This window comes from Billgrantia antri, from assembly GCF_017868935.1.
GTDB classification, from domain to species: domain Bacteria; phylum Pseudomonadota; class Gammaproteobacteria; order Pseudomonadales; family Halomonadaceae; genus Halomonas; species Halomonas antri.
Window position 1 is genome coordinate 3,117,656 of the sequence record NZ_CP053383.1, and the last position, 22,994, is coordinate 3,140,649.

General features: G+C 62.2%; 24 protein-coding genes and 1 tRNA gene. 12 read left to right on the forward strand and 13 right to left on the reverse strand.

Features of this window, described 5'->3' with window-relative positions:
* Positions 1-70: 70 nt before the first annotated feature.
* The 7 genes from HNO53_RS14470 to HNO53_RS14500 form a co-directional block, all read right to left on the reverse strand.
* Complete coding sequence (locus tag HNO53_RS14470; protein ID WP_209473223.1) at positions 71-1,813, reverse strand: ABC transporter substrate-binding protein; 1,743 nt, start codon at positions 1,811-1,813, stop codon at positions 71-73.
* Positions 1,814-1,875: 62 nt separating this feature from the next.
* Entirely contained in the window at positions 1,876-2,148 is a 273-nt protein-coding gene (locus HNO53_RS14475) for a DUF2160 domain-containing protein (protein ID WP_104201682.1), read from the reverse strand.
* 16 nt (positions 2,149-2,164) lie between these two features.
* Positions 2,165-3,058, reverse strand: a complete 894-nt coding sequence (locus HNO53_RS14480) for a carbohydrate ABC transporter permease (RefSeq protein WP_209473225.1) — start codon at positions 3,056-3,058, stop codon at positions 2,165-2,167.
* A 1-nt stretch (position 3,059) separates the two neighbouring features.
* Positions 3,060-3,944, reverse strand: coding sequence for a carbohydrate ABC transporter permease (locus tag HNO53_RS14485; RefSeq protein ID WP_209473227.1), 885 nt, complete (start codon positions 3,942-3,944; stop codon positions 3,060-3,062).
* Positions 3,941-5,038 carry an ABC transporter ATP-binding protein gene (locus tag HNO53_RS14490; protein WP_209473229.1) on the reverse strand — a complete coding sequence of 366 codons (1,098 nt, stop codon included), beginning with the start codon at positions 5,036-5,038 and terminating at the stop codon, positions 3,941-3,943. Before HNO53_RS14490 ends, HNO53_RS14485 begins: the two co-directional genes overlap by 4 nt.
* A complete protein-coding gene (locus HNO53_RS14495; protein ID WP_209473231.1) occupies positions 5,038-6,126 on the reverse strand; it encodes an ABC transporter ATP-binding protein in 1,089 nt (362 codons plus the stop codon). Before HNO53_RS14495 ends, HNO53_RS14490 begins: the two co-directional genes overlap by 1 nt.
* A gap of 444 nt (positions 6,127-6,570) precedes the next feature.
* A complete protein-coding gene (locus HNO53_RS14500) occupies positions 6,571-7,104 on the reverse strand; it encodes a YqaE/Pmp3 family membrane protein (protein WP_209473233.1) in 534 nt (177 codons plus the stop codon).
* A gap of 221 nt (positions 7,105-7,325) precedes the next feature.
* On the opposite strand from HNO53_RS14500, the gene HNO53_RS14505 reads away from it, so the two are divergent.
* From HNO53_RS14505 to putP, 6 genes are all read left to right on the forward strand, one after another.
* The gene (locus HNO53_RS14505) at positions 7,326-7,733 is read left to right on the forward strand and encodes a CBS domain-containing protein (RefSeq protein WP_209473235.1); all 408 of its coding nucleotides are present in this window, start codon (positions 7,326-7,328) and stop codon (positions 7,731-7,733) included.
* 350 nt (positions 7,734-8,083) lie between these two features.
* A tRNA-Gly gene (locus HNO53_RS14510) sits at positions 8,084-8,157 on the forward strand.
* A 53-nt stretch (positions 8,158-8,210) separates the two neighbouring features.
* Positions 8,211-8,591 (forward strand): hypothetical protein, encoded by a 381-nt coding sequence (locus HNO53_RS14515; RefSeq protein ID WP_209473237.1) that lies wholly within the window; start codon positions 8,211-8,213, stop codon positions 8,589-8,591.
* A 53-nt stretch (positions 8,592-8,644) separates the two neighbouring features.
* Entirely contained in the window at positions 8,645-9,457 is an 813-nt protein-coding gene (locus HNO53_RS14520; protein WP_209473239.1) for a helix-turn-helix domain-containing protein, read from the forward strand.
* A gap of 180 nt (positions 9,458-9,637) precedes the next feature.
* Positions 9,638-12,829, forward strand: coding sequence for a bifunctional proline dehydrogenase/L-glutamate gamma-semialdehyde dehydrogenase PutA (putA, locus tag HNO53_RS14525; RefSeq protein ID WP_209473241.1), 3,192 nt, complete (start codon positions 9,638-9,640; stop codon positions 12,827-12,829).
* A gap of 43 nt (positions 12,830-12,872) precedes the next feature.
* A complete protein-coding gene (gene putP, locus HNO53_RS14530; RefSeq protein WP_209473243.1) occupies positions 12,873-14,351 on the forward strand; it encodes a sodium/proline symporter PutP in 1,479 nt (492 codons plus the stop codon).
* A 58-nt stretch (positions 14,352-14,409) separates the two neighbouring features.
* Here the strand turns inward: putP and HNO53_RS14535 are convergent, their stop codons facing one another.
* Positions 14,410-14,706 carry a hypothetical protein gene (locus tag HNO53_RS14535; protein WP_209473245.1) on the reverse strand — a complete coding sequence of 99 codons (297 nt, stop codon included), beginning with the start codon at positions 14,704-14,706 and terminating at the stop codon, positions 14,410-14,412.
* A 273-nt stretch (positions 14,707-14,979) separates the two neighbouring features.
* Here HNO53_RS14535 and HNO53_RS14540 point away from each other — a divergent pair, with 273 nt between their 5' ends.
* Entirely contained in the window at positions 14,980-15,582 is a 603-nt protein-coding gene (locus HNO53_RS14540; RefSeq protein WP_209473247.1) for an OmpW/AlkL family protein, read from the forward strand.
* Positions 15,583-15,816: 234 nt separating this feature from the next.
* A complete protein-coding gene (locus HNO53_RS14545; RefSeq protein ID WP_209473249.1) occupies positions 15,817-16,443 on the forward strand; it encodes an OmpW/AlkL family protein in 627 nt (208 codons plus the stop codon).
* Positions 16,444-16,523: 80 nt separating this feature from the next.
* Here HNO53_RS14545 and HNO53_RS14550 read toward each other — a convergent pair whose 3' ends face one another.
* The 5 genes from HNO53_RS14550 to HNO53_RS14570 all read right to left on the reverse strand — a co-directional run bounded on the left by HNO53_RS14550 (position 16,524) and on the right by HNO53_RS14570 (position 19,646).
* Complete coding sequence (locus HNO53_RS14550; RefSeq protein WP_209473251.1) at positions 16,524-17,024, reverse strand: gamma-glutamylcyclotransferase family protein; 501 nt, start codon at positions 17,022-17,024, stop codon at positions 16,524-16,526.
* A gap of 30 nt (positions 17,025-17,054) precedes the next feature.
* Complete coding sequence (locus HNO53_RS14555; protein ID WP_209473253.1) at positions 17,055-17,387, reverse strand: YqcC family protein; 333 nt, start codon at positions 17,385-17,387, stop codon at positions 17,055-17,057.
* Positions 17,388-17,452: 65 nt separating this feature from the next.
* Positions 17,453-18,199, reverse strand: a complete 747-nt coding sequence (locus HNO53_RS14560; protein ID WP_209473255.1) for an amino acid ABC transporter ATP-binding protein — start codon at positions 18,197-18,199, stop codon at positions 17,453-17,455.
* A complete protein-coding gene (locus HNO53_RS14565) occupies positions 18,196-18,870 on the reverse strand; it encodes an amino acid ABC transporter permease (RefSeq protein WP_209473257.1) in 675 nt (224 codons plus the stop codon). Before HNO53_RS14565 ends, HNO53_RS14560 begins: the two co-directional genes overlap by 4 nt.
* Before the next feature lie 17 nt (positions 18,871-18,887).
* Complete coding sequence (locus HNO53_RS14570; protein WP_209473259.1) at positions 18,888-19,646, reverse strand: amino acid ABC transporter substrate-binding protein; 759 nt, start codon at positions 19,644-19,646, stop codon at positions 18,888-18,890.
* A 319-nt stretch (positions 19,647-19,965) separates the two neighbouring features.
* Here HNO53_RS14570 and HNO53_RS14575 point away from each other — a divergent pair, with 319 nt between their 5' ends.
* From HNO53_RS14575 to HNO53_RS14590, 4 genes are all read left to right on the forward strand, one after another.
* Positions 19,966-20,997, forward strand: a complete 1,032-nt coding sequence (locus tag HNO53_RS14575) for a DUF3549 family protein (protein WP_209473261.1) — start codon at positions 19,966-19,968, stop codon at positions 20,995-20,997.
* Positions 20,998-21,062: 65 nt separating this feature from the next.
* Entirely contained in the window at positions 21,063-21,500 is a 438-nt protein-coding gene (locus HNO53_RS14580) for an ATP-dependent zinc protease family protein (protein ID WP_209473263.1), read from the forward strand.
* Positions 21,501-21,529: 29 nt separating this feature from the next.
* Positions 21,530-22,438 carry a 30S ribosomal protein S6--L-glutamate ligase gene (gene rimK / locus HNO53_RS14585; RefSeq protein ID WP_209473265.1) on the forward strand — a complete coding sequence of 303 codons (909 nt, stop codon included), beginning with the start codon at positions 21,530-21,532 and terminating at the stop codon, positions 22,436-22,438.
* A 109-nt stretch (positions 22,439-22,547) separates the two neighbouring features.
* Positions 22,548-22,991: a hypothetical protein gene (locus HNO53_RS14590; RefSeq protein ID WP_209473267.1), complete on the forward strand. Its 444-nt coding sequence runs from the start codon at positions 22,548-22,550 to the stop codon at positions 22,989-22,991.
* The last annotated feature ends 3 nt before the right edge of the window (positions 22,992-22,994 follow it).

Here is a 22,994-nt window from a genome sequence, read left to right on the forward strand (position 1 = left end):
CACGTGGTGTGTCGTGGCCCGGCACACGCCGGGCCTCGACCGGGTCGGACGCGAAGTCCGACCGGGTACTCTACTGACGTGTACCGGCAGCCATCCACTCCTCCATCATCTCGTCGTAGGGTACGGTGGTTCCCTGCGGCATCTCGTCATCCAGCTTCGCCTTGGGCGCGCCTTCCTGAGACAGCCACTCCTGCGGGTCGCGCTCCTCGTTCAATGCCGGCGGATAGGCTTCGAAAACGTTGGCCCGGGCCAGTCGCATCATGATGTTGTCGATCTCACCAGCCAGGTTGTCGAGCGCTTCCTGAGGCGTGATCTCGCCGCTGACCGCAGGGGCCAGGTTCTGCCACCACAGCGGCGCCATGCGCGGGTAATCGGGCACGTTGGTGGAGGACGGCGTCCAGTTGGACTCGTTGGGACTACGGTAGAATTCCACCAGACCGCCCAGCTTGGGGGCCATCTCGCTCATCTGGTCGGAGAAGATATCGGACTCGCGAATCGGCGTGAGACCGGCCATCAGCTTCTCCAGTGACACGCTCTTGGACACGGCAAACTGGGCGAACAGCCAGGCCGCGGTGCGCCGGTCCTCCGGGGTGGAGTCGAAGAAGGTCCAGGAGCCCACGTCCTGATAACCCACCTTCATGCCCTCTTGCCAGTACGGCCCGGTCGGCGACGGCGCCATGCGCCACTTGGGATTGCCCTCGTCATCGGTAACCGGCAGGCCAGGGTCGGTCATGTCGGCGGTGAAGGCGGTATACCAGAAGATCTGCTGGGCGATGTTGCCCTGCGCAGGCACCGGGCCGGCCTCGCCGAAGGTCATGCCCTGCGCCTCGGGCGGCGCGTATTTGTCCAGCCACTCGACCATCTTGGTCACGGCGAACACCGAGGCCGGTGAGTTGGTCGCTCCGCCGCGGCTGACGCTGGCGCCCACCGGACGGCTCTGTTCGTCGACGCGAATGCCCCAGTCGTCCACCGGGTTGCCGAACGGCACGCCGGGGCTGCCCATGCCGGCCATGGAGAGCCAGGAGTCGTGGAAGCGCCAGCCCAGTGACGGATCGCGGCGCCCATAGTCCATGTGGCCATAGACCCGCTCGCCGTCGATCTCGCCGACGTGCTCGGTAAAGAACTCGGCGATGTCCTCGTACGCGGTCCAGTTGGTCGGTACGCCGAGGTCGTAACCATAGATCTCGCGGAACTGCTCCTGCAGGTCCTCGCGCTGGAACCAGTCGTAGCGGAACCAGTAGAGGTTGGCGAACTGCTGGTCGGGTAACTGGTAGAGGTTGCCGTCGGGACCGGTGCCGTACTGCAGACCGATGAAGTCATCGAGATCCAGGGTCGGCAGGGTATAGTCGGCCCACTCGTTCTCCATCGCCTCGGACAGGTTGATCGTGGTGCCGTAGCGGATGTGCGTACCGATGGCGTCCGAGTCGTTGACGTAGGCGTCGTAGATGTTGCGCCCGGTCTGCATCTGGGTCTGCATGTTGTCCACCACATCACCCTCGCCGATGATGTTGTGGGTGACCCGAATGCCGGTCAGCTCCTCGAAGGCCGGCGCCAGCACGTCGCGCTCCCAGACGTGGGTGGTAAGCCCCTCGGCGACGGTATTGATCTCCATGCCGCGGAACGACTCGGCAGCCTTGGCGAACCACAGCAACTCCTCGATCTGCTCCTCACGGGAGAGCGTCGAGTTCTGGAAGTGCTCATCGACCAGCCGTTCGGCGATGGCACGGGCATCGTCTGTCTGGGCGTGCAGGGCACCGGAGGCGAGCAGCAGACTGCCTACCAGTGCCGTCAGTTGGATCCTATTGTTCTTCATGTTGACCTCGTTCTGCGTGTGGTCGTCATCCTTGACTCGGTTGTCGTCCGTACAACCTTGGTTCAGCCCCAGCGCATCAGCACCAGCAACCAGAGGACGGAGATCCCCAGGGCAAACCAAATCGAGAGCTCGGTGAAGCCGACCGTCACCAAGTGGATATAGGCGGCGGAGAGCAGCCCGATGAAGAGCCGGTCGCCGCGCGTCGTGGCGATCGGCAGGAAACCGCGCCGCTCTACCGTCGGGGAGACCAGCTCCCAAGCCGTCATGCCGAGAAGAATGGCAGCGATCACGGAGAAGAAGATTGCCGTGGGCAGGGTCCAGACCATCCATTCCATTGCGACTTCCTCCCCTTCAGGTACGGCCCAGGGCAAAGCCCTTGGCGATGTGATTACGCACGAAATAGACCACGATGACGCCGGGAATGATGGTGAGCACACCGGCGGCGGCCAGGGTGCCCCAGTCGATCCCCGACGCGGTCGAGGTCCGGGTCATGATCGAGGCGATCGGCTGGGCATTGGTGGCGGTCAATGTGCGCGACAGCAGCAGTTCGACCCACGAGAACATGAACAGGAAGAACAGCGTCACGCCGATTCCCGAGCGAATCATGGGAATGAAGATCTTCACGAAGAACGCCGGGAAGGTGTAACCGTCAATGTAGGCCGTTTCGTCGACTTCCTTGGGAACGCTGCTCATGAAGCCCTCGAGGATCCACACCGCCAGCGGGATGTTGAACAGACAGTGGGCCAGCGCTACGGCAACGTGGGTATCGAATAACCCCACCGAGTAATAGAGCTGGAAATAGGGCAGCAGGAATACCGCCGGCGGCGCCATCAGGTTGGTCAGCAGCCAGAAGAACAGATGCTTGTCGCCGATGAACTTGAAGCGGCTGAAGGCGTAGGCGGCAGGCAGCGCCACCAGAATGCTGATCAGCATGTTCATCAACACATAGGCCAGCGAGTTGACATAGCCCATGTACCAGTTGGCGTCGGTGAAGATGCCGATGTAATTCGCCAGGGTGAGGTTCTGGGGCCAGAACGAAAACGTGCCGAGGATCTCGCTGTTGGACTGCAGCGAAAGGTTGAGCAGCCAGTAGATCGGCAATAGCACGAATACGAGATAGAGCCCGAGCAGCGTGCGGCGACGCCAGCGGACGGTGGCGGAGCGCGCGAGCTTGCGGCGCTTGGCCGACGCCTCGGCGGCTTGTTGACGTACGCTATCGGGCGTGGTCGGTACGGAGCGGGTCATGTCAGGCTCCTCCCTGTGGGGTGTTGTCCTTCTGGCTGTTCATGATCGCGGTGTAGAAGACCCAGCAGACCAGCAGGATGATGAGGAAGTAGATCAGCGAGAAAGCAGCCGATGGCCCGAGGTCACGCTGCCCGATGGCCATGGTGGTCAGCGTCTGGCTGAGGAAGGTGGTGGAGCTGCCCGGCCCACCGCCGGTGAGCACGAACGGCTCGGCATAGATCATGAACGAGTGCATGAAACGCAGCAGCACGCCGATCACCAGGACGTTGGTCAACTTGGGCAACTGGATGTAGCGGAACACGGCCCACTTGGAGGCACGATCGATGCGCGCCGCCTGGTAGTAGGCATCCGGAATCGCTCGCAGGCCGCTGTAGCACAGCAATGCGATCAGTGGCGTCCAATGCCAGACGTCCATGAGGACGATCGTCGCCCAGGCATCGGTGGGGTTGCGAGTAATGTTGTAGGCATAGCCCAGCTCACGGATTCCCACGCCCATCAGGCCGATATCACCGCGGGTGAAGAGCTGCCAGATGCTGCCGACCACGTTCCAAGGAATCAACAACGGCAGGGTGAGCAGGATCAGCATCGCCGAGGCCTGCCAGCCACGTTTGGGCATCAGCAGGGCGATACCGATGCCCAGCGGTACCTCGATGGCCAGGACGGTAAAGGAAAAGGCAAACTGGCGCAGCAGCGCAGCCTGCAGCGCGCTGTCGTTGAGCATGGTCTCGAACCACTCGGTGCCGGTGAAGAAACGTGTCTGGGCATCGAACACGTCCTGCACCGAATAGTTGACCACCGTCATCAGCGGGATGATGGCCGAGAATGCCACCAGCAGCAGCATGGGCAGGATAAGAAACCAGGCTCGGTTGTTGTAGACCTTGTTCATCGTCCCACCTCCACGCGGAACTCGTCTATGTAAAGGTGCAGAGAGGAATCGGGGAAGCGGACGAACGCTCGGTGCTGCGGTATCGGCTGATCCTCCTCCAGGCGGGCCCGGAACGTCTTGCCGGCGAACGCGAACGACACGATGCGGTAGGTCCCAAGATCCTGAGTGCTGGCGATCTCGATGGGATAGGCTGCCTCGGCCGGCGCGTCCAATACCTCGATGAACTCGGGTCGAATGCCGAGCTTGAGATTGCGCGAACGCGCCTGCTGGATAGCCTTCTGAAGCGCCGGGGGGAGCGTCAGGTCGACGGTACCGGCCCGCGCCCCGCTGTCGGTCCGTGCCACCTCCATGAAATTCATTCCCGGACTGCCAATGAAATAGCCGACGAAGGTGTGCGCAGGCGCCTCGAACAGTTCACGCGGGGTGCCGAATTGCACTACCTGTCCCTCGTACATCACGGCGATCTTGTCGGCGAAGGTCGAGGCCTCCAACTGATCGTGGGTTACGTAGATCATGGTGATGTTGAAGCGCTCGTGAATCTCCTTGAGCTTGCGCCGGAGCTTCCACTTGAGCTGGGGGTCGATCACCGTGAGCGGCTCGTCGAACAGGATCGCTGAGACGTCGTCACGTACCAGTCCGCGCCCCATGGAGACCTTCTGTTTCTCGTCGGCGGTGAGGTTGCGCGCCTTGCGTCGCAGCAGCGGGGTGAGCTCGAGCACCTCGGCCACCTCGTTCACCCGCTCGTTCACCTTGGCCTCGGGCGTGCCCACGTTACGCAGCGGAAAGGCCAGGTTGTCGTACACGGTCATGGTGTCGTAGACCACCGGGAACTGGAACACCTGGGCAATGTTGCGCTCTTCGGGCGGCAGCTCGTTCATGATCTGCTCATCGAACAGCACCTGCCCGTTCGAAGGCGTCAACAGGCCTGAGATGATGTTGAGCAGCGTCGACTTGCCGCAGCCGGAGGGGCCTAGCAAGGCATAGGCCCCGCCCTGGTGCCACACGTGCTCCATCTCACGAATGGCATAGTCCTCGGGGCCCGAGGGGTTGGGCGAATAACTGTGCGCCAGCGACTTGAGCGTGATCTGGGCCATCAATGCGCTCCTGGCCGTGCCGGAATGTGCACGACATTGCCATGCCGGTCGAAGGCATAGATCTTGTGGGTGGGAAAGTAGACTTTGATGCGCTGGTCGACGCCGAACGCATGCACGCCGGGAAGATGCAGCACCAGGTGGAAGGATTCGTTGTGCACGTGAAGAAAGGTCTCGGCGCCACTGATCTCGGCAATGTCGACTGTCACCTCCATCTCGAGGTCGTCTTCCGCCTGAGGCGTAAGCCCGATGTGCGAAGCACGCACGCCGAACTGATATTGGCCGGGCGCCAGCCCCGCCAGATCCTGATTGAGCGGAAAATGCACGCTGCGGTCGAAGGTCACTTCGGCCTCCGACACCGTGGCCGCTACTACATTGATGGGAGGTTCGGAGAACATTTCGGCGGTGAGCACATCACGGGGGCGGTGATAGACCTCCTCAGTGGGGCCGTACTGCAGCAGGCGCCCCTCGTGAAGCACTGCGGTGTGTCCACCCAATGCCAGCGCTTCATTGGGCTCGGTGGTGGCATATACGGCTATGCAATTGCGGGCCTTGAACAGCTCGCGCAGCTCCTCGCGAAATTCTTCGCGCAACTTGTAGTCGAGGTTGACCAGTGGTTCGTCGAAAAGGATCAGGTCGGCATCCTTGACCAGCGCCCGGCCCATGGCGGTGCGCTGTTGCTGACCGCCGGAGAGTTCCGCCGGGTAGCGATTCAGGAGATGCTCGATATGCAGCATGCTGGCCGTCTCGTGGACCCGCCGCCGTATCTCCTCCTGCGACACTCGCGCCAGCTTCAGCGGTGAGGCAATGTTGTCGTAGACCGTGAAGTTTGGGTAATTGATGAACTGCTGGTAGACCATCGAGACGTTGCGCTTGCGCACCGAGGTTCCCGTCACGTCGGTGCCATTCATCAGCACTCTGCCTCGAGTAGGTACCTCGAGACCGGCCATGATTCGCATAAGCGTGGTCTTGCCGGCCAATGTGCGTCCCAGCAGGACGTTGAAGGAGCCGGCTGCCAGCTCGAGATTGATGCCCTCGATGTGCGTGGCCCCATTGACCACATGGTCGATGTTTTCCAGTATCAGTGACATGCTGAGCTCTTTGTCGTCGTTATCGAGTCGTTGGGTAGAGCGGCCAGATCTCGAGACGGCCGGCAAGACGGTCGTGCCATGATCGAAGGGAGTGGGACATGGGTCTCGCCCTGTTGTTCTTGTTGATTCGTCATCACTGAGGCGGTGACAAGGGCACGAAGCGTGGTTGCACCCATGTTCGCCAGTGATCGAAAACGAACTCAAAATGTTCGAATTACGATAGCGAGACTAGCCTAGAGCGCATTGAGCAGCAATGCTCATGTTCGAATAAGCACTTATACCATAGTCTAATTTCGATAACGTACAGACAATAACCCGCCCGCGAGCATCACGGCAGAGCCCTTACGCGCTTTCACTTTCGACACTCCCATTCGGTTGCGAAAGAGCCCATCTTGAACCGCCATGGGGCATGAAGCTGACCGGGCCGGTCGATGAACACGAGCCTCACCCCATCACGCGCCGCAACCATGCCCAGGCATAAAGACACCCCGGCACCCAGCCCAGCAGCGTGAGAAGAACGCTGATGATCACACGCCTCCAGCCACCTTGCGCCAGGCCAACGGCCAGGGGTGGCAACAGCACGGCGAGGGTCTGGTAGGCGATACGCAGCGCCGCAGACTCCTGCCAGGCTGGCGGCGAAGCTGGTTCTGCGCTGCGTGCCTGACCGGTAACCGGCCCCGCCGTTGCCGGGGGCACATACTGCTCTACCGCCGCATCCGCCTGACGCTGCATTCGCATCGATTCACGAGACGGCTCATGCGCCTCGTGATCGATCTTCTGCTCGATGGTTTCCGCCCCCTCGGCCAGCTCCTCGTGATAGCGCTGCCAGTCCTCCCAATCATAGGGGGTGCCGGCCCGAGGCTGATGCCCGCCGGCTTGGCGCGCACGCTCCCACGCCTTCTCTTCCAGGGTGTTGGGACGCTCCTCGTCCCGGCGACCATCAAGCCCCTTTCTTGCCAGGTATTCGCGCGCGTCCATCACCACCTCCTGCTCTGATCGTGGCGCCCGATTCGCCGGGCCTGAGAATAAAACTAGCCCAGTTCCTATGCTTTGGAGCCCGCCCGGCCTGGTCGTGTTCCACTGCCGCGGTACCAGCGATACGAGCGTTGGCCAGGTGTTGAAGCCCCTCCTTATGTTTGGGCCGACTCGACTATGCTGAAAGTGTCCCGCCGAGAGCGTTCGGAACAAGGAGATGCGCCATGCCCCAGAGGGCCCCTACCATCGTTCGCGAAATCATGTCCCGTGATTGCTATCGGGTCACCGGCAACATGTCGATCACGACCCTGGCCGAAGGGCTGGCACTCCACCGTCTGCCGGGCGTGCCGGTCGTCGACGAGCACGACCAGCTGATCGGCTTCATCTCCGAGCAGGACGTACTGGGCAAACTGCTCCAGAGCGCCTATCTCAACGACGAGGCCCCTCTAGTGAGGGAGTTGATGCGCAACGAAGTCCTGTCCGTTTCCCCAACCAAGAGCATCACCGACCTGGCCCAGGAAATGCTCGGACAGAAGCCCAAGGTCTATCCGGTAACCGAACAGGGCCGCCTGTGCGGCATCGTGACCCGTCGCGACGTCCTGACGGCCATCCTGCGCATGCGACACCACTGACCCCTCACTCGCCCGGCGCAGCCGGGCAGCAGGCATCCTTTGGAGAACGAGCGAGCCCACCGATGGAGCTCGCTCGTCGTCGTAGCTCGCGGTATTCGCACACAGAAAAAACCGCCCATGAGGGGATCATGGGCGGCAAGATCGAAACTGCGAGCCAGAGCAACAGTGTTAGCGACTGCCATCGCGCTGTTGCCTGTACCAGTTATGACAGCACCAAGTACAAAAGTTCGCCACTGTTCGTTAATTTTTTTGTCTTCGGGGGGAAAACAATCACTTAGCGGGCGAAGAAAAGGATTTTCCCGGCGCGACTTGCCAAGCCCAAGCCCTTGGTTTTACTATCGAATCCGCGCGCGGGTGTAGCTCAATGGTAGAGCAGAAGCTTCCCAAGCTTAAGACGAGGGTTCGATTCCCTTCACCCGCTCCAGATCCCGCAGCCGCCGTTGCGCCAGCCGGCTCGCCTTTCCCAGCGTGGCTTTCATGGCACTCTTCCTGCTCATCTTCGCCGTTTGCCTGTTCGTCATCGGCGGCATGGTGCTGATTCTGCTGTTCTCGCGTACCCCACGCTATCGCACCGAACCAGAGCAGTTGCTCGAGTTGTTCGACAAGGCATTGGCGAGTCAGGTTGGCGAGAACGAGTGGAACATCGTGATCAACTATCCGATCCGCCACGACGATTACCTCGACGGCGTGAGGCGCCGGGCCCAGCGCCTGATGCAGGAGCATGGCCGCCCCTGGCAGGTCGCCCAAGGCAAGCCCCTGCTCGACAAGACCGGACGCGAGGAACTGGCCGCACTGCGTCATCACCTGGCGTCCCACAAGCGCCTGAGAGAACGTCAACTCCATCAACCGAAGCGTTGATGGTGCTTCGAATATGGTAAGCTCCCAAATGATAGCCATAGGCGGGAGGCCCCATGTCCAGCGTCATACGCCAGATTCCGCTCGATACCGCCACCCAGCATCACGCGCATGACTTTCATCAGATCGTCATCGGCCTGCAGGGTCGGGCCGAATTCGAGATCGAAGGCCTTGGCGGTGCGATTTCCGCCTTCTCCGGATGCATCGTGCCCGCCAATCATGTGCACTACTATGTCGGTCAGGGCGAAAACCGCCAGTTGATTCTCGACCTGCCTGCCGATGCGCCCTCGCTCACCGGCTATCACCATGAACTTTCGCGTCTCTTCGATGCGCCGCGCTTCTTCGCCTTGGATACTCCGCTCAAGCACTATCTCGAATTCCTGCTGCTCGAGCAGAACAATGGCGAGCAGGGCCTGAGCGCCGCACAGAACGACCGCCTGGCCGCCACCTTCCTCGGTTGCCTGCATGCCAGGCTCGGCGGAACGGCTTCCCCTCCCGGCGTGCGCCGCCTGGATCTGGCCAAGCTCGACCGCTATATCGACCGACACCTGGCCTGCCCCATCGCCGTGGCCGACCTGGCCGCCCAGGCATGCCTTAGCGAGGCCCACTTTCGCAGCCGCTTCCGCGAGCAGACCGGGCTCTCTCCGTGGCAGTACGTGCGTCGACGGCGCCTGGAGGCGGCACGTCGGTTGCTCGAGGAGAGCCGGATGCCGCTGTCGCAGATCGCCGTGAATACCGGCTTTGCCCACCAGAGCGCCTTGACGCATGCATTTCGCAGCACGTTCGGCTGTCCGCCGAGCCAACTCCGGCGCGCCGTTCTGGAGCGCTCCGCCCCCGAAGCCACAAACCGTCTACGACATACGACTTAAGTCTAAATTTCAATGGCTCTGCGGCAATCTGCCGCGAAATTCATAAATCCTTCCCGGTTTTTGACAAGCAGCATCGCTCAACCGGCCCTACAGTCAAGGAAGACACACCCATGTTCGGGCAGAACGCCACGCACATGGCGTTTAGCCGTTCTGGAACGGGTGGATACCCGGGGGACTCCTATGCTCAATGCCGAAACCATGCTGAATGCTGCCACCTGGCAGCAGGATCTCGATAGCCTGTTCTCGCGTATCAGCGCACATTACGTGGTGGATGAAGAAACCTTCGTCAAGGAGCTGGTCAACGTACTCAGCGCCGATACCGAGGATTTCCGACGCATTGCGGGCAAGACCGCCGAACTGGTCCGCGAGGTGCGCGAGATGGACACTGCGGTCGACACGATCGACCAGCTGCTGCAGCAGTACAGCCTCGACACCCATGAAGGGCTGATGCTGATGTGCCTGGCCGAAGCCATGCTGCGCATTCCGGATACGGCCACGGCCGACGCCCTGATCGAGGACAAGCTCGGCCCCGCCGACTGGAAGGCCCATGTCGGGCAGAGCGACTCCTGGCTGGTCAACGCCTCCACCTGGGGGCTGCTGATGACCGGTCACGTGGTCACCCTCGACAAGCCGCGCGACGGCAAGCCCTCGGGCTTCATCAACCGCATGGTCAATCGCATGGGTGAGCCGGTGATCCGTCGCGCCATGTACGAGGCGATGAAGATCATGGGCAAGCAGTTCGTGCTTGGCCGTGACATCGACGAGGCCTTGAAGCGCTCCCGCCCGCTGTTCGACAAGGGCTACACCTACTCCTACGACATGCTGGGCGAAGCGGCACGCACGCGGGCCGACGCCAAGCGCTACTTCGACGACTATGCCAATGCCATCCAGCGGGTCGGCCTGACCAGCACCAAGCTCACCGCACGTACCCCGGCGCCTTCCGTGTCGATCAAGCTCTCGGCGCTGCACCCACGCTACGAGTTCGGCCGTCGCGAGCAGGTCCTGCGCGAACTGGCGGGCAGCGTGCGCGAACTGGTGGTCATGGCGCGCGAGCGCAACGTGGCGCTAACCATCGACGCCGAGGAGGTGGATCGCCTGGAGCTGTCGCTGGAGGTGTTCCGCGCCGTCTATGAAAGCGATGCCTGCAAAGGATGGGGCCACTTCGGGCTGGTAGTCCAGGCCTACTCCAAACGCGCCCTGCCGGTGCTGCACTACCTAAACCGTCTGGCCGATCGCCAGGGTGACGAGATTCCCGTGCGCCTGGTCAAGGGAGCGTACTGGGACAGCGAAATCAAGGAGTCTCAGCAACTCGGCGTCGAGGGCTACCCGGTCTATACCCGTAAGGCGTGCACCGACGTGGCCTATCTGGTCTGCGCCCGCTTCCTGCTGTCCGACCAGACTCGAGGCCGCATCTTCCCGCAGTTCGCCACCCATAACGCTCATACCATCAGCACCATTCTGGAGATGGCCGACGAGGCCACCCGCCCCTTCGAGTTTCAGCGTCTGCATGGCATGGGCGAGGCACTCTACGATGCGGCCCTCAAGCGTGCGCCCAAGGGCACCTACTGCCGCATCTATGCACCGGTGGGCGCACACAAGGACCTGCTGCCCTATCTGGTGCGCCGGTTGCTGGAGAACGGTGCCAATTCCTCGTTCGTGCACCAGTTGGTCGATCCCAAGGTGCCGGTGGAAACGCTGTGCGTGCATCCGGTGGAGACGCTGGGCCAATACCGCACCTTCTCCAACCCGCGGATACCGATGCCCAAGGATATCTACGGCGAAAAACGGCGCAACTCAAGGGGAGTCAACCTCAACGTGCGCAGCCATTATGAACCGCTGATGAAGGCCATGTCGGGCTTCATGGAGCGCAGCTACGACGTACAACCCCTCTTGGCCTTCGATGTGGAACCCGACCCGGCCAACGTGCATGAGGTGTTCAGCCCCTACGATCGCCGCCAACGGGTCGGCAGCGTGCAGTGGACCAGCCGCGACCAGGCCGCCCGCGCGGTAGATGCCGCCTGGGCCGCATTCCCGCGCTGGGAAGCCACGCCGGTCGCCGAGCGCGCCGCCATCATTCGCCGCCTGGGCGACCTGATGGAAGAGAATCTGGCCGAGTTGATGACGCTGTGTTCCCGCGAAGGCGGCAAGCTGCTCACCGATGGCGTCGACGAGATTCGTGAAGCCGTGGACTTCTGCCGTTACTACGCCATGCGTGCCGAGGAGCAATTCGGCGAGCCGTTCGAGCTGCCCGGCCCCACCGGCGAGTCGAACCGCCTGATGCTGAGCGGCAAGGGCGTGTTCGCCGCTATCAGCCCATGGAACTTCCCCGTGGCGATCTTCTGCGGCCAGATGGTGGCAGCAGCCGTGTCCGGCAACAGCGTGCTGGCCAAGCCCGCCGAGCAGACATCCATCGTCGCGCATCGCGTGGTCGAACTGCTCCATGAAGCCGGCATGCCACGTGACGTGGTACAGCTGCTGCCGGGCGACGGCCCCACCGTGGGCAGCGTGCTCACCTCGGACCCGCGCATCACCGGCGTTGCCTTCACCGGCGGTACCGATACCGCCCAGATCATCAACCGCGCCCTGGCCGCCCGCGAAAACGCCCCGCTGCCCGCCCTGGTCGCCGAGACCGGCGGCATGAACGCGCTGATCGTCGATTCCACCGCCCTGCCGGAGCAGGTCGTCGCCGACGTGATCCAGTCTGCCTACCAGAGCGCCGGCCAGCGCTGCAGCGCGCTACGCGTGCTCTACCTGCAGGACGACGTGGCCGACCGTGTCATCGAGATCCTGCGCGGCGCCATGGACGAGCTCCACGTGGGCGACCCTCGCGACCTGGGTACCGACGTGGGCCCAGTGATCGACGAGGATGCGCGCAAGAACCTGCTGGCCCACATCGAGAAGCTCAAGAGCGAGGGACGCCTGCTGGCCGAAACCCGCCTGGATTCGGCACATACCGCCCATGGCACCTTCGTGCCGCCGGTCGCCTTCAGCATCGATTCCATCGACGCCCTCGAGCGGGAACAGTTCGGCCCGGTGCTGCACGTGGTGCGGTACAAGGCCAGCGAGATCGAGCAGGTGCTGGAGTCGATCAACGCCAAGGGTTACGGGCTGACATTCGGCGTTCATAGCCGTAATGAATCGTTCGCACAGCTCGTTGCACAGAAGATTCGCGTTGGAAACGTGTACATAAACCGGAATATCATCGGCGCCGTCGTAGGCGTTCAGCCGTTCGGCGGCCAGGGACTTTCCGGCACCGGACCCAAGGCAGGCGGGCCGCACTACCTGCTGCGTTTCGCCACGGAAAAGACCGTGACCGTCAATACCGCCGCACTGGGCGGCAATGCGTCACTGCTTGCGCTGGGAGACGAGTGACAAGGCTCGTCTGGCAACACAAGAACATTGAAGGAATCCCCAAATGGTTGAAAACAACATGGCTATCGGCTTCACCTTCGCGGTGTACCTCCTAGTGATGCTGGGCATCGGTATCATTGCCTACAAGCGCACCACCAATCTCTCCGACTACATCCTCGGCGGCCGCTCGCTCGGCCCCTGGACTTCGGCGATCTCCGCCGGCGCTTCGGACATGTCGGGCTGGCTGCTGCTCGGCCTGCCCGGCGCTGCCTATGTCAGTGGCATTTCGGCGAGTTGGATCGCCATCGGCCTGCTGGTCGGCACCTGGCTCAACTGGCTGATCGTGGCGCGCCGTCTGCGCCTGTACAGCTTCAAGGTCAGCGACGCCCTGACCCTGCCCGAATACTTTGCCAACCGCTTCCGCGACAACTCACAGCTGCTGCGAGTCATCTCGGCGGTGTTCATTCTGATGTTCTTCCTCTTCTACACCAGCTCCGGCCTGGTCGCTGGCGGTCGACTGTTCGAGACGGTTTTCGGTCTCGACTATACCGTAGCCGTCACGATCGGCACTCTGACCATCATCTCCTACACCTTCATCGGTGGCTTCCTGGCGGTCTCCTGGACCGACCTGATCCAGGGTCTGATGATGGCGGCGGCACTGGCCATCGTACCGATCATCGCCTTCAGCGACCTGGGCGGCACCAGCGGCGCCGGCGCCGCACTCGCCGCGGAGAGCGAGTCCATGCTCGCTTGGTTCCGCGACGCCTCCACCGGCGAAGCGCTAACCTTCATGGGCATCGTCAGCTCGCTGGCCTGGGGCTTGGGTTACTTCGGCCAACCGCACATCCTGGCACGCTTCGCCGCCATTCGCAGCGATCGGGATATCCCCGCCGCCCGCCGCATCGCGGTGACCTGGACTGCCATCGGCCTGGTCAGTTCGGTCGCCGTAGGCCTGCTCGGGGTGGGCTTCGTGCAGCGTGACCTGGCCGACGGCGAGACCGTGTTCATGATCATGGTCAACCTGATTTTCCACCCGGTGATCGCCGGCATCCTGCTTGCTGCCATCTTGGCCGCGATCATGTCCACCGCCGATTCGCAGCTGCTGGTCTCCTCCTCGGCACTGACCGATGACTTCTACAAGGCAATCTTCCGTAAGGATGCCAGTCAGACCGAGCTGGTGTGGATCGGGCGACTGGCCGTGGTCGCCATTGCCGTCATCGCCTACCTGCTGGCGCTCAACCCCGATGCCACCGTGCTCGACCTGGTAGCCTACGCCTGGGCCGGCTTCGGTGCGGCCTTCGGCCCGGCGCTGATCATGTCACTCTACTGGCGCCGCATGAACAAGTGGGGGGCGCTGGCCGGCATCGTGGTCGGCGGCGTCACCGTGGTGGTCTGGGCCGAGCTGTCCGGCGGCATCTTCGACCTCTACGAGATCGTGCCTGGCGTCATCCTCGCCTATATCGCCATCGTGGTGGCGAGCCTGGCCACCGAGGAGCCGGACCTGCGCGTAACCGCCGACTTCGATACCTTCGAAGAAGCGTAACCGCTCGGCACTAAAATGCACCAAGAAAGCCGCCTGCGGGCGGCTTTCTCGTTGTCGTTCAGGCCAACCAGAACGCGCGTATCACCACCAACAGAGCAAAGGTCGCCAGCGCCACCAGGCTCACCGGTGGAGCAGTCGCACACCTCAGCCAGTGGCGGCGGAACTCGAGCCCCAGCGGCTGCATGAAGGCTGCGCCCAGTGCCCAAACCCCCAGCCCGATGGCAGGCATGCGCAGGAACATCGGCAGCCCGCTGAGCAGCTCGGGACGCATCAGCAACCATAGCGCCAATGCAGCAGCTACCAGCATGGCGGCCAGCGGAAGCCACATCGGACGACCCTGAACCTCTGTTCGCATCTTGCCTTCTCCTTTAATGCGCTTACACAAGACTTAGCCCTTCGTCTCCCCCTGCGCCATGTTGCGCCACAGCAATAGTTATACACCTCTCTGCACATTGTTTGTCATATTCAAGACGGCGAAATTAGGCAACCCTGGGATTGCATCAATCAATCAGCGCTATATGGCCGATAACAAAATTAAACAGGACTTTTAGAAACACCGTTCTTATACTCCTCAGTGTCCAATCTCGCCGGAACCTCCGGCCAGCTGAAAACCTGGAGGAAACGCTTTATGAAACCGATTCGTCTGATTCCCGTGGTTGCCCTTGCTGCCGGCTCCCTGTTCGCCAGCCAGGCGGTCCTGGCCTATGGCGCCGGCGATGTCTTCGTGCGTGGCGGTTTCGCCAAGTCCGAGCCGAGTTCCGATAATGGCCAAGTCGCCGGGCAGGACCTTTCCATTGATGATTCCAACGGTTTCACTTTCGGTGCCGGCTACCTGTTCCATGACAAGATCGGCATCGAACTGAACAGCTCCGAAAAGATCGAGCACGATCTCGCGCTTGATGGCGCCGGTGCCGGCACCATCGACCGCATGCCAGTCAATCTGCTGGTGAACTACTACCCGCTGGGCGGGCTGGATTCCAAAGTGCAGCCGTACGTGGGTGCCGGGGTGAACTACACCCGCTTCTCCGGCGAGCCGGATGGCATCAACGCTGACAATAGCTATGGCGCTGCCGGCCAAGTCGGGATCGATCTCGCCATCACGGATAATCTGATGCTGAATGGCTTCGCCAATTATGCCGAAGTGCACTCTGACATCTCAGCGGGTGGCAGCGAGACTGAAGTCAAAGTCGACCCCGTAACAGTGGGCGGCGGCGTGACCTACCGCTTCTGAGCCTTGCGAAGCTGGCAACGCGTCAGTGCGCAAACGCCGGGCGACTTGCCCGGCGTTCTTCGTTTGCCACCCCTGACTGTCCGCTTTTGCCGCATAAGCAACATCCAAAATACCTCTTTAGTTTCAGAAACAACTATTGTCGTGGGTCAATAACCTGCCGCCAGGCACTGAGTAGACTGGCTTCGTTTCGTAAGCAGCTCAGGCTGCCCCTCTGCAAACGACAGGAGTCGACCCATGCATAAGCCTTCACTCCCTACTCTCTTAGGCGCAGGCCTGACAGCCACTGCCCTTCTCGCAAGCAGCCAGGCGCTCGCCTATAACCAGGGCGATTTCATTACCCGCGTGGGCGTCGCCCATGTCGATCCCAAGAGCGACAACGGCAGCCTGGCCAATGATGCCATCGACGTTGAGGTCGATAGTGACACCAACCTGGGCTTTACCCTGGCTTACCTGTTCCATGACAAGCTCGGCGTCGAGCTGCTGGCGGCACTGCCGTTCAAGCACGACATCCAGCTCAATGGCGTCGAGGCCGCTTCAACCAAGCACCTTCCCCCTACTCTGACCCTGCAGTACTACCCGCTGGGCGGCACCGACAACCAGATCCAGCCCTACGCCGGTATCGGACTCAACTATACCCACTTCTTCGATGAATCGACCGAACTGGGCGACCTTGAGCTGGACAGTTCCTGGGGCCTGGCTGGCCAGCTCGGCATCGACGTGCGTCTCGATGATAGCTGGGGGGTCAACGCTGCCGCCTGGTACGTCGATATCGATACCGACGCCAGTCTTGATGGTGCCGACCTCGGCACGGTCAATATCGACCCTTGGGTCTTCATGGCTGGCATCAGCTACCGATTCTGAGCGATGACTGACGCTGCGAGGCACACCGAAGAGTGGGCCTCGTATGTTTCCGGCCACCCAGAGCATAGCGCAGGAGCGCCTCAGCGCGGTGAGTGCCGAGACAGACCGAGCAGCGAAAGCTGACGCTCTTCGAGACCGCTGATTGATTCGACCCGAGCCAGGCGACGATGGTAGTCGGAACTGAGAAACGGCTCTCCGGCCAGCAGATGATCCAGGTACTCTCGCGCCGGCTTGAGCGCCTGGGCGGTAGTGCCGGGGGCGGCGATGTAGACCCACGCCTCGATCGCTCCCTCAGCGGTAACGATGGGCAAGCGGTGGCGCTGGTACTCGTGCGGATAACCCTCGAAGGGATCCATCCGCTCGATCTGGGCAGGCTCGAGCAGTTCGAACAGCGCGCCCTCCACCCTCTCGCCCGCTGTCGGCACCACGTTGGCATGGGCGATGCCGGCCACCCGTGACGCCTTGTCGAAGCGCAGCACATGGTCGTGCAATACGCCCGCCATGGCGCGACGTGTCGCACCGATGCGCGCCTCGACCCTGGCGACATTCATGTTGCTACCGTAAGCGAAATAGAACGGCATCTGGCTTTCGTCTTCTCTGGCCTGGCCGGATCAGTTATCCGTGATCAGGCGATCTATCTCTTCCACCGCCTTGCAAAGCAGCAGTCGATCCGTGGCTCGCGCGCCCTGCTGGGCCAGGTAGGTGTCGACCACGGGCGCTACATCGCACTTCTCCGGCATCGGTGCTTCGGCCTCGATCAGCGCATCGAGACGAGCTATGAACACGAAGCGCAACCACTGGGGCAAGGCCATGGTATCGATGCAGAACGGCTGCTGGCTCTCGTAGGCCGCTGGCTCCGGCACGCTCATGCGCCACATGTTGGTGGCCTTCATGGTGGCCTCGAGCCGGCGCAGGGCGACGTCGAGCTCTTCATGTACGGTCATGACATCTCCTGTTGGACATACCATGCATTATCGCACACTTCGCTCATCGTCCCATCCGCCGACGGTCACGCGGGCTGGCCGGCCAGAATCTTGCGCAGGAAGTCGCGCGTACGCGGATCACGAGGAGCGTTGAACAGCTGCGCAGGTGGACCTTGCTCGACGATGCGCCCCCCATCCATGAACACCACGCGATCCGCCACGTCCCGGGCGAAACCCATCTCGTGCGTTACCACCAGCATGGTCTGGCGCTCCCGGGCCAGCTGCTTCATCAGCGCGAGCACCTCTTCGACCCACTCGGGATCGAGCGATGAGGTCGGCTCGTCGAACAGGATCACCTCGGCCTGTGCGGCCATGGCGCGACCGATGCCGACCCGCTGCTGCTGACCGCCGGATAACGACGCCGGATAGGCGTCCGCCTTGTCGGCCAGACCGATGCGCTGGAGGATCTCCCGGGCGCGAGCATGCGCCTTGGCTTTCGGCCAGCGGTTGACCACGATCAATCCTTCGGCAATGTTCTCGAGCGCGGTCTTGTTGGCGAACAAGGCATAGTTCTGGAAGACGAACGCCGTGCGCCGTCGCGCGGCCAGTACCTCGGCACGGCTGGCCCGGGTAACGTCGACGTCCAGGTCGCCGATGATCAGGCGACCGGCATCTGGCCGCTCGAGAAAGTTGAGACAGCGCAATAGGGTGGACTTGCCGGTTCCCGAGGGGCCGATCACTACGATGATCTCGCCCTGTTCGATGTCGAGATCGATACCGTCGAGCACGGTTGCGTTGCCGAATCGCTTGACGAGATGGCTGATCTTGATCATCTGCGATATGCCCTGTTGAGTCGTGTTTCCAGCCACCTCTGAAACCAGGCCAGCAGCTCGACGATGATCCAGTACATCACTGCCACGGTGATGAAGGCCTCGAAGTAGAGAAAGCTGCCGGCCGCCTCTTTCTGCGTCGCCCCCATCAATTCCGTGACGCCCAGGGTGAACGCCAGGGAAGTCGCCTTGATCATGTCGATGAAGTAGTTCATCAGCGTGGGAACGGCCACGCGAGTGGCCTGGGGCAGCACGATACGACGCATCAGTTGCCCATTGGTCATGCCTATCGACAGGGCGGCTTCGGTCTGGCTGCGATCGACCCCGACGATGGCGGCGCGTATCGACTCGGCCATGTAGGCCGAGAAGTGCAGCGTCAGCCCCATGATGGTGGCGGTAATGCCGTTGATGTGGGTCAGGAAAGCCAGCAGCTGCGGCAAGCCATAGTAGAACAGGAACAGCTGCACCAGCAGTGGCGTGCCGCGAAAGAAAGAGATGAACAGCATCGTCGCTGCGTTCAGCCCCGGAATCTTCAGCACGCGGATCACCGCCAGACCGCAGGATAGCACCAGGGCGAACGCCATGCCTGCCGCTGCCATCTGCAGCGTCAACGGCAGATAGCGCAGCAGGATGGGGATCAGCCCCAGCATGTAGTCGAGATCGAGTACGCGCATGGCAGGCACTCAGCGGATCACGGGCGCGTGATGTCGGTACCGAACCAGCGCTCCGAGATGGATGCCAGGGTCCCGTCATCGCGCAAGGTGGCAAGCGCCTCGTCGACTCGATCCCGCAGCGCCCGGTCCGCTTCGGTGTCGCGGAAAGGCAGCGCGTTGCGAATGCTCGAGAACGGCTCGCCGGCAAGCTGCAGCGGCAGGGGTTTCTCCTTGATCAACTGGCTGGCGCTGACGCGATCCATGACGAAGGCGTCGACGCGTCCCAGGGCGGTATCCTGCTCAATGTTGCTGTCATAGGTGCGGATATCGATGTCGTCGGCGTAGGGCAGTTCGCGCAGCAGCTGCTCGTAGTTCGAGCCGAGGTTGACGGCAACCCGCTTGCCCTTCAGGTCTTCCACGCCTTCGATCTCCTCGTTGCCTTCCCTGACGACGACCTGTGCGCCGTCATAGACGTATGGTTCGGTGAAGAGGTACTTCGCCTCGCGCTCTTCGGTAATCGTGATCTGGTTGGCGATGGTGTCGATGCGTCCCGACTCGAGCATGCCGAACAACCCCGAGAAATTGGCAGTCTCGAATTCGATCTCGACGCCCATCTCCTCTCCCAGGGCGCGCATGACATCCACCTCGAAGCCCTTGAGCGTATCCTGCTCGACAAACGTAAAAGGAAAGTAGCTTCCGGACATTCCCACCCTGAGCACATCGTCTTCGGCCTGGGCAATGTTGACGAAAGCAAGAGCACTGGAAAGAACCGCTGCAGTAATGATACGTGGCGACATGGTCCACCTCCCTTAATGCCAAACTGCAATAGAAAACCTTGCTTTTATTCGATTCTACCAAAACAAGGAGAGCTTGACGCTTGGCGCTTCATTGAAATGATGCATGACTGCCATAGCGTAGCCGGGCAGCCTGGGATCATGCACAGATTCACTGCAAGAGGCTGTGGATAAGCTTTGGAAACCCGGCCCGGTAGCAGACAAGCCGTGGCTTTGCCAGGCATGCTCAATTCTTGACCAATCGCGAGCGCTGCCACGCAGGACAAGTGGCTGACAACTCCCCGGCGGTCACGGTAGAGTGCACGCTCAAAAGGGAGCCCCTATGCAGCCCATCCACACCCTTCATGAATTCTTCGAGCGCACCGGTGCCGACGTCCGCCTTTACCACATGGGCCGGCGGGTCGAACCGTGCCCGCTAGGCACCCTGGCAAGCCTGGAAGTCGCTGCCAGCCCCTGGCCGCTTCCCTGGCAGGGTCAGGCTCGCCTGGGCATCGTCTTTCGCCTCGGTGACCTCACCGACCCGCTGATCTGGTTTCTGGCCTTGCCGCTGGACGAACAGGGTCAACTGGTCCCCGCTCCTCGCGATGCCTTCCTGCAGCGGCTGCTCGTGACATTGGGATATAACGTCGAACGAGCAGGCCGCCAAGACCCGGAGAGCGGCGACATCGACAACCTGATGCACGACAACCCTCTGGCCTTCACGCCATCGCTGCCCTTCCAGGCCATGCTGCATGCTCGTGCCACTCACGACACCGGCAAGCCCGCCAGCTCCCACCTGGAGCCGGTGGAGGCCTATCTCAGCGGCCAGCAGCAGGTGGACTGGCAGTTCCTGGGACTGCAGGGGCTGGCCGACTTCGCCGTACGTTTAGATAGCGAGGCCGCTCGCCAACTGGCCTCGACACTTCCTACCCTGCCCGACGAAGTGCTGCATTCACTGTGCTACTGTCTAGAGCATGTCGGCGTGCCCGATTCGCTAGGCTTGGCGCTGCGTGGCCGGGGCGAACAGGCCGCCGCCGCGGGCCGACTGGAAACCTTGTGTGCCTGCGTGCGGGCCGTGGGCGGTGCCGACGAAACGATCGCCGGGGCATGGTTCGATGAATTGCTGTCCGACCCGGCAGCCTGCGGCCCCGACCTGCTGGCGGCGATTGCCGCACGTGGTTGGGAGCATCTGGAGGACGGCGAGCGCCTGCCTCGCTTCCTGGAGCGCCTGGCCGCCCAGCCGAAGGCGGATTTTGCCAGTCTGGCCCGCGACCTGGCGCTGATACCGCGGCTGCGCCTGCCCGTGCTGATGAGCCTGCGTGAGGCACGGCAGGACTCCGCCATCGGTCGTCGCCTGGCAAGCCTGGGGCAATGAGCCAGCGCAACGCGCCCGGTTCCATGAGCCAGGGCCAACGAAGAAGGAAAGCCGGAAACCATGTCATGAAGGAACTGCCCTATATTCCCAAGGCCGTGATTGGCCGCCTCGAGATGGTCACCCTGCCTACCATCGGCATGACCGTCTGCGCCAAGATCGACACTGGGGCCTACACCTCGGCACTACATGCCGAGGATATCGAGATCTTCGAACAGGAGGGCCATCTCTGGGTCAGCTTCACCACCCGTAGCGGAGGGTTGGAGTCGCCCCCCCACGTCTACCGCACCCACCTGCACGATCGCCGGCGCGTAACCAGCTCCAACGGCCAGAAGGAGTGGCGCTACGTGATTCGCACCCCGATGCAGTTGGGAGAGCTGGAAGTAATGGTGGAACTGACCCTGGCCGATCGCAGTGACATGCGCTACCCCATGCTGCTCGGCCGCCGTGCACTGCGACGCCTTCTGGTGGCGCCCGGCGTCACCTTCCTGCATGGCGAACCCTGACCACCGGCCCTACCGTCCCGGAGCCCACGATGCATATCGCGCTGCTGTCCCGCAATCGCAATCTCTACTCCACGCGACGCCTGGTCGAGGCCGCCGAACAGCGTGGCCACAAGGTACGGGTGATCGATACCCTGCGCTGCTACATGAGCATCGCCGCGCACCATCCCTCGATTCACTATAAAGGCGAGGAGATCGAGCGCTTCGATGCGGTAGTGCCTCGCATCGGCGCCTCGGTGACCTTCTACGGCTGCGCCGTGCTGCGCCAGTTCGAAATGATGGGTACCTACGTGCTCAACGACTCGGTCGCCATCACCCGCTCGCGTGACAAGCTGCGCTCGCTGCAGCTGCTGTCGCGCAAGGGGCTGGGCCTGCCGATCACAGGCTTCGCCCATTCACCGGACGACATCCCCGATCTCATCACCATGGTCAAGGGCGCGCCGCTGGTGATCAAGCTGCTGGAGGGCACCCAGGGCATCGGCGTGGTGCTGGCCGAAACCAACCAGGCGGCCGAATCGGTCATTCAGGCCTTTATGGGCATGAAGGCCAACATCATGGTGCAGGAGTACATCAAGGAGGCCCGCGGTGCCGATATCCGCTGCTTCGTGATCGGTGACAAGGTGGTCGCCTCGATGAAGCGGCAGGCAGCGGAGGGCGAATTTCGCTCCAACCTCCACCGCGGCGGCACGGCCAGCCTGATCCGTATCACCCCGGAAGAGCGCTCCACGGCCATCCGCGCTGCCAAGGCCATGGGCCTCAGGGTGGCCGGTGTCGACCTGCTGCGCTCCAACCATGGTCCGGTGATCATGGAGGTCAACTCCTCACCGGGGCTTCAGGGTATCGAGACCGCGACCGGCAAGGATATCGCCGGCCTGATCATCGAGCACATCGAAAAGAATGCCACCGCCTCGCGCAAGGCGCCGCCTAAGCCCAAGGGGTAATTTGAGAAAAGCGCAGGAATTTGTAGAAAGAGTACTTATTTTACTCGCGGGGGTAGCAAAACAGTGTTTCCCCCGCCACAATCTGCGTCACCGGAGGAGGTGACCGCTCATGTTTCTCGACAATCGCCAAGTGGCGATGGACAGCGTTCTGGAAGCGCTGGCTGACAGCATCGATTATTTTCAGGACAACCTCGAGCGCCTGCGCCCTTCCCTGCGCGAAACGCTCAAGCCTCACTATGAAGCCCGCGCCCAGACAATGCACAAGCTGCAAGAGCTGGCCAGGCAGCACCTCAAGCTGCTTCCGCGCGATGCCGACGTCGAGCGTGACGATTACATGTGGCTCTGGAGTCGCCTGAAGAGCTTCGTCGGCAACGAGAGCCAGGTGGTCATCGGTGAGCTGCTGGAGCAGGAGCGCGTCCTGATGCAGGCGCTCGCCACGCTCTACACCCACCCGCTGCCTAATCCGCTCGAGCCGATCGTCGAGCAGTGCTGGAAAGACTGCCGCGCCCTGATTCGCGAACTCTACCGGCAGCAAAAGTCGCGTCGCCGCTGAGTC

Excerpts from the sequence above, each read along its gene's own strand:
- putP (WP_209473243.1), top strand. The coding sequence starts at position 12,873 with ATGGTTGAAAACAACATGGCTATCGGCTTCACCTTCGCGGTGTACCTC.
- HNO53_RS14590 (WP_209473267.1), top strand. The coding sequence starts at position 22,548 with ATGTTTCTCGACAATCGCCAAGTGGCGATGGACAGCGTTCTGGAAGCG.
- putA (WP_209473241.1), top strand. The coding sequence starts at position 9,638 with ATGCTCAATGCCGAAACCATGCTGAATGCTGCCACCTGGCAGCAGGAT.
- HNO53_RS14540 (WP_209473247.1), top strand. The coding sequence starts at position 14,980 with ATGAAACCGATTCGTCTGATTCCCGTGGTTGCCCTTGCTGCCGGCTCC.
- HNO53_RS14580 (WP_209473263.1), top strand. The coding sequence starts at position 21,063 with ATGAAGGAACTGCCCTATATTCCCAAGGCCGTGATTGGCCGCCTCGAG.
- HNO53_RS14495 (WP_209473231.1), bottom strand. The coding sequence starts at position 6,126 with ATGTCACTGATACTGGAAAACATCGACCATGTGGTCAATGGGGCCACG.
- rimK (WP_209473265.1), top strand. The coding sequence starts at position 21,530 with ATGCATATCGCGCTGCTGTCCCGCAATCGCAATCTCTACTCCACGCGA.
- HNO53_RS14515 (WP_209473237.1), top strand. The coding sequence starts at position 8,211 with ATGGCACTCTTCCTGCTCATCTTCGCCGTTTGCCTGTTCGTCATCGGC.
- HNO53_RS14575 (WP_209473261.1), top strand. The coding sequence starts at position 19,966 with ATGCAGCCCATCCACACCCTTCATGAATTCTTCGAGCGCACCGGTGCC.
- HNO53_RS14470 (WP_209473223.1), bottom strand. The coding sequence starts at position 1,813 with ATGAAGAACAATAGGATCCAACTGACGGCACTGGTAGGCAGTCTGCTG.
- HNO53_RS14505 (WP_209473235.1), top strand. The coding sequence starts at position 7,326 with ATGCCCCAGAGGGCCCCTACCATCGTTCGCGAAATCATGTCCCGTGAT.
- HNO53_RS14565 (WP_209473257.1), bottom strand. The coding sequence starts at position 18,870 with ATGCGCGTACTCGATCTCGACTACATGCTGGGGCTGATCCCCATCCTG.
- HNO53_RS14485 (WP_209473227.1), bottom strand. The coding sequence starts at position 3,944 with ATGAACAAGGTCTACAACAACCGAGCCTGGTTTCTTATCCTGCCCATG.
- HNO53_RS14560 (WP_209473255.1), bottom strand. The coding sequence starts at position 18,199 with ATGATCAAGATCAGCCATCTCGTCAAGCGATTCGGCAACGCAACCGTG.
- HNO53_RS14520 (WP_209473239.1), top strand. The coding sequence starts at position 8,645 with ATGTCCAGCGTCATACGCCAGATTCCGCTCGATACCGCCACCCAGCAT.
- HNO53_RS14545 (WP_209473249.1), top strand. The coding sequence starts at position 15,817 with ATGCATAAGCCTTCACTCCCTACTCTCTTAGGCGCAGGCCTGACAGCC.
- HNO53_RS14535 (WP_209473245.1), bottom strand. The coding sequence starts at position 14,706 with ATGCGAACAGAGGTTCAGGGTCGTCCGATGTGGCTTCCGCTGGCCGCC.
- HNO53_RS14490 (WP_209473229.1), bottom strand. The coding sequence starts at position 5,038 with ATGGCCCAGATCACGCTCAAGTCGCTGGCGCACAGTTATTCGCCCAAC.
- HNO53_RS14550 (WP_209473251.1), bottom strand. The coding sequence starts at position 17,024 with ATGCCGTTCTATTTCGCTTACGGTAGCAACATGAATGTCGCCAGGGTC.
- HNO53_RS14475 (WP_104201682.1), bottom strand. The coding sequence starts at position 2,148 with ATGGAATGGATGGTCTGGACCCTGCCCACGGCAATCTTCTTCTCCGTG.
- HNO53_RS14480 (WP_209473225.1), bottom strand. The coding sequence starts at position 3,058 with ATGACCCGCTCCGTACCGACCACGCCCGATAGCGTACGTCAACAAGCC.
- HNO53_RS14500 (WP_209473233.1), bottom strand. The coding sequence starts at position 7,104 with ATGGACGCGCGCGAATACCTGGCAAGAAAGGGGCTTGATGGTCGCCGG.
- HNO53_RS14570 (WP_209473259.1), bottom strand. The coding sequence starts at position 19,646 with ATGTCGCCACGTATCATTACTGCAGCGGTTCTTTCCAGTGCTCTTGCT.
- HNO53_RS14555 (WP_209473253.1), bottom strand. The coding sequence starts at position 17,387 with ATGACCGTACATGAAGAGCTCGACGTCGCCCTGCGCCGGCTCGAGGCC.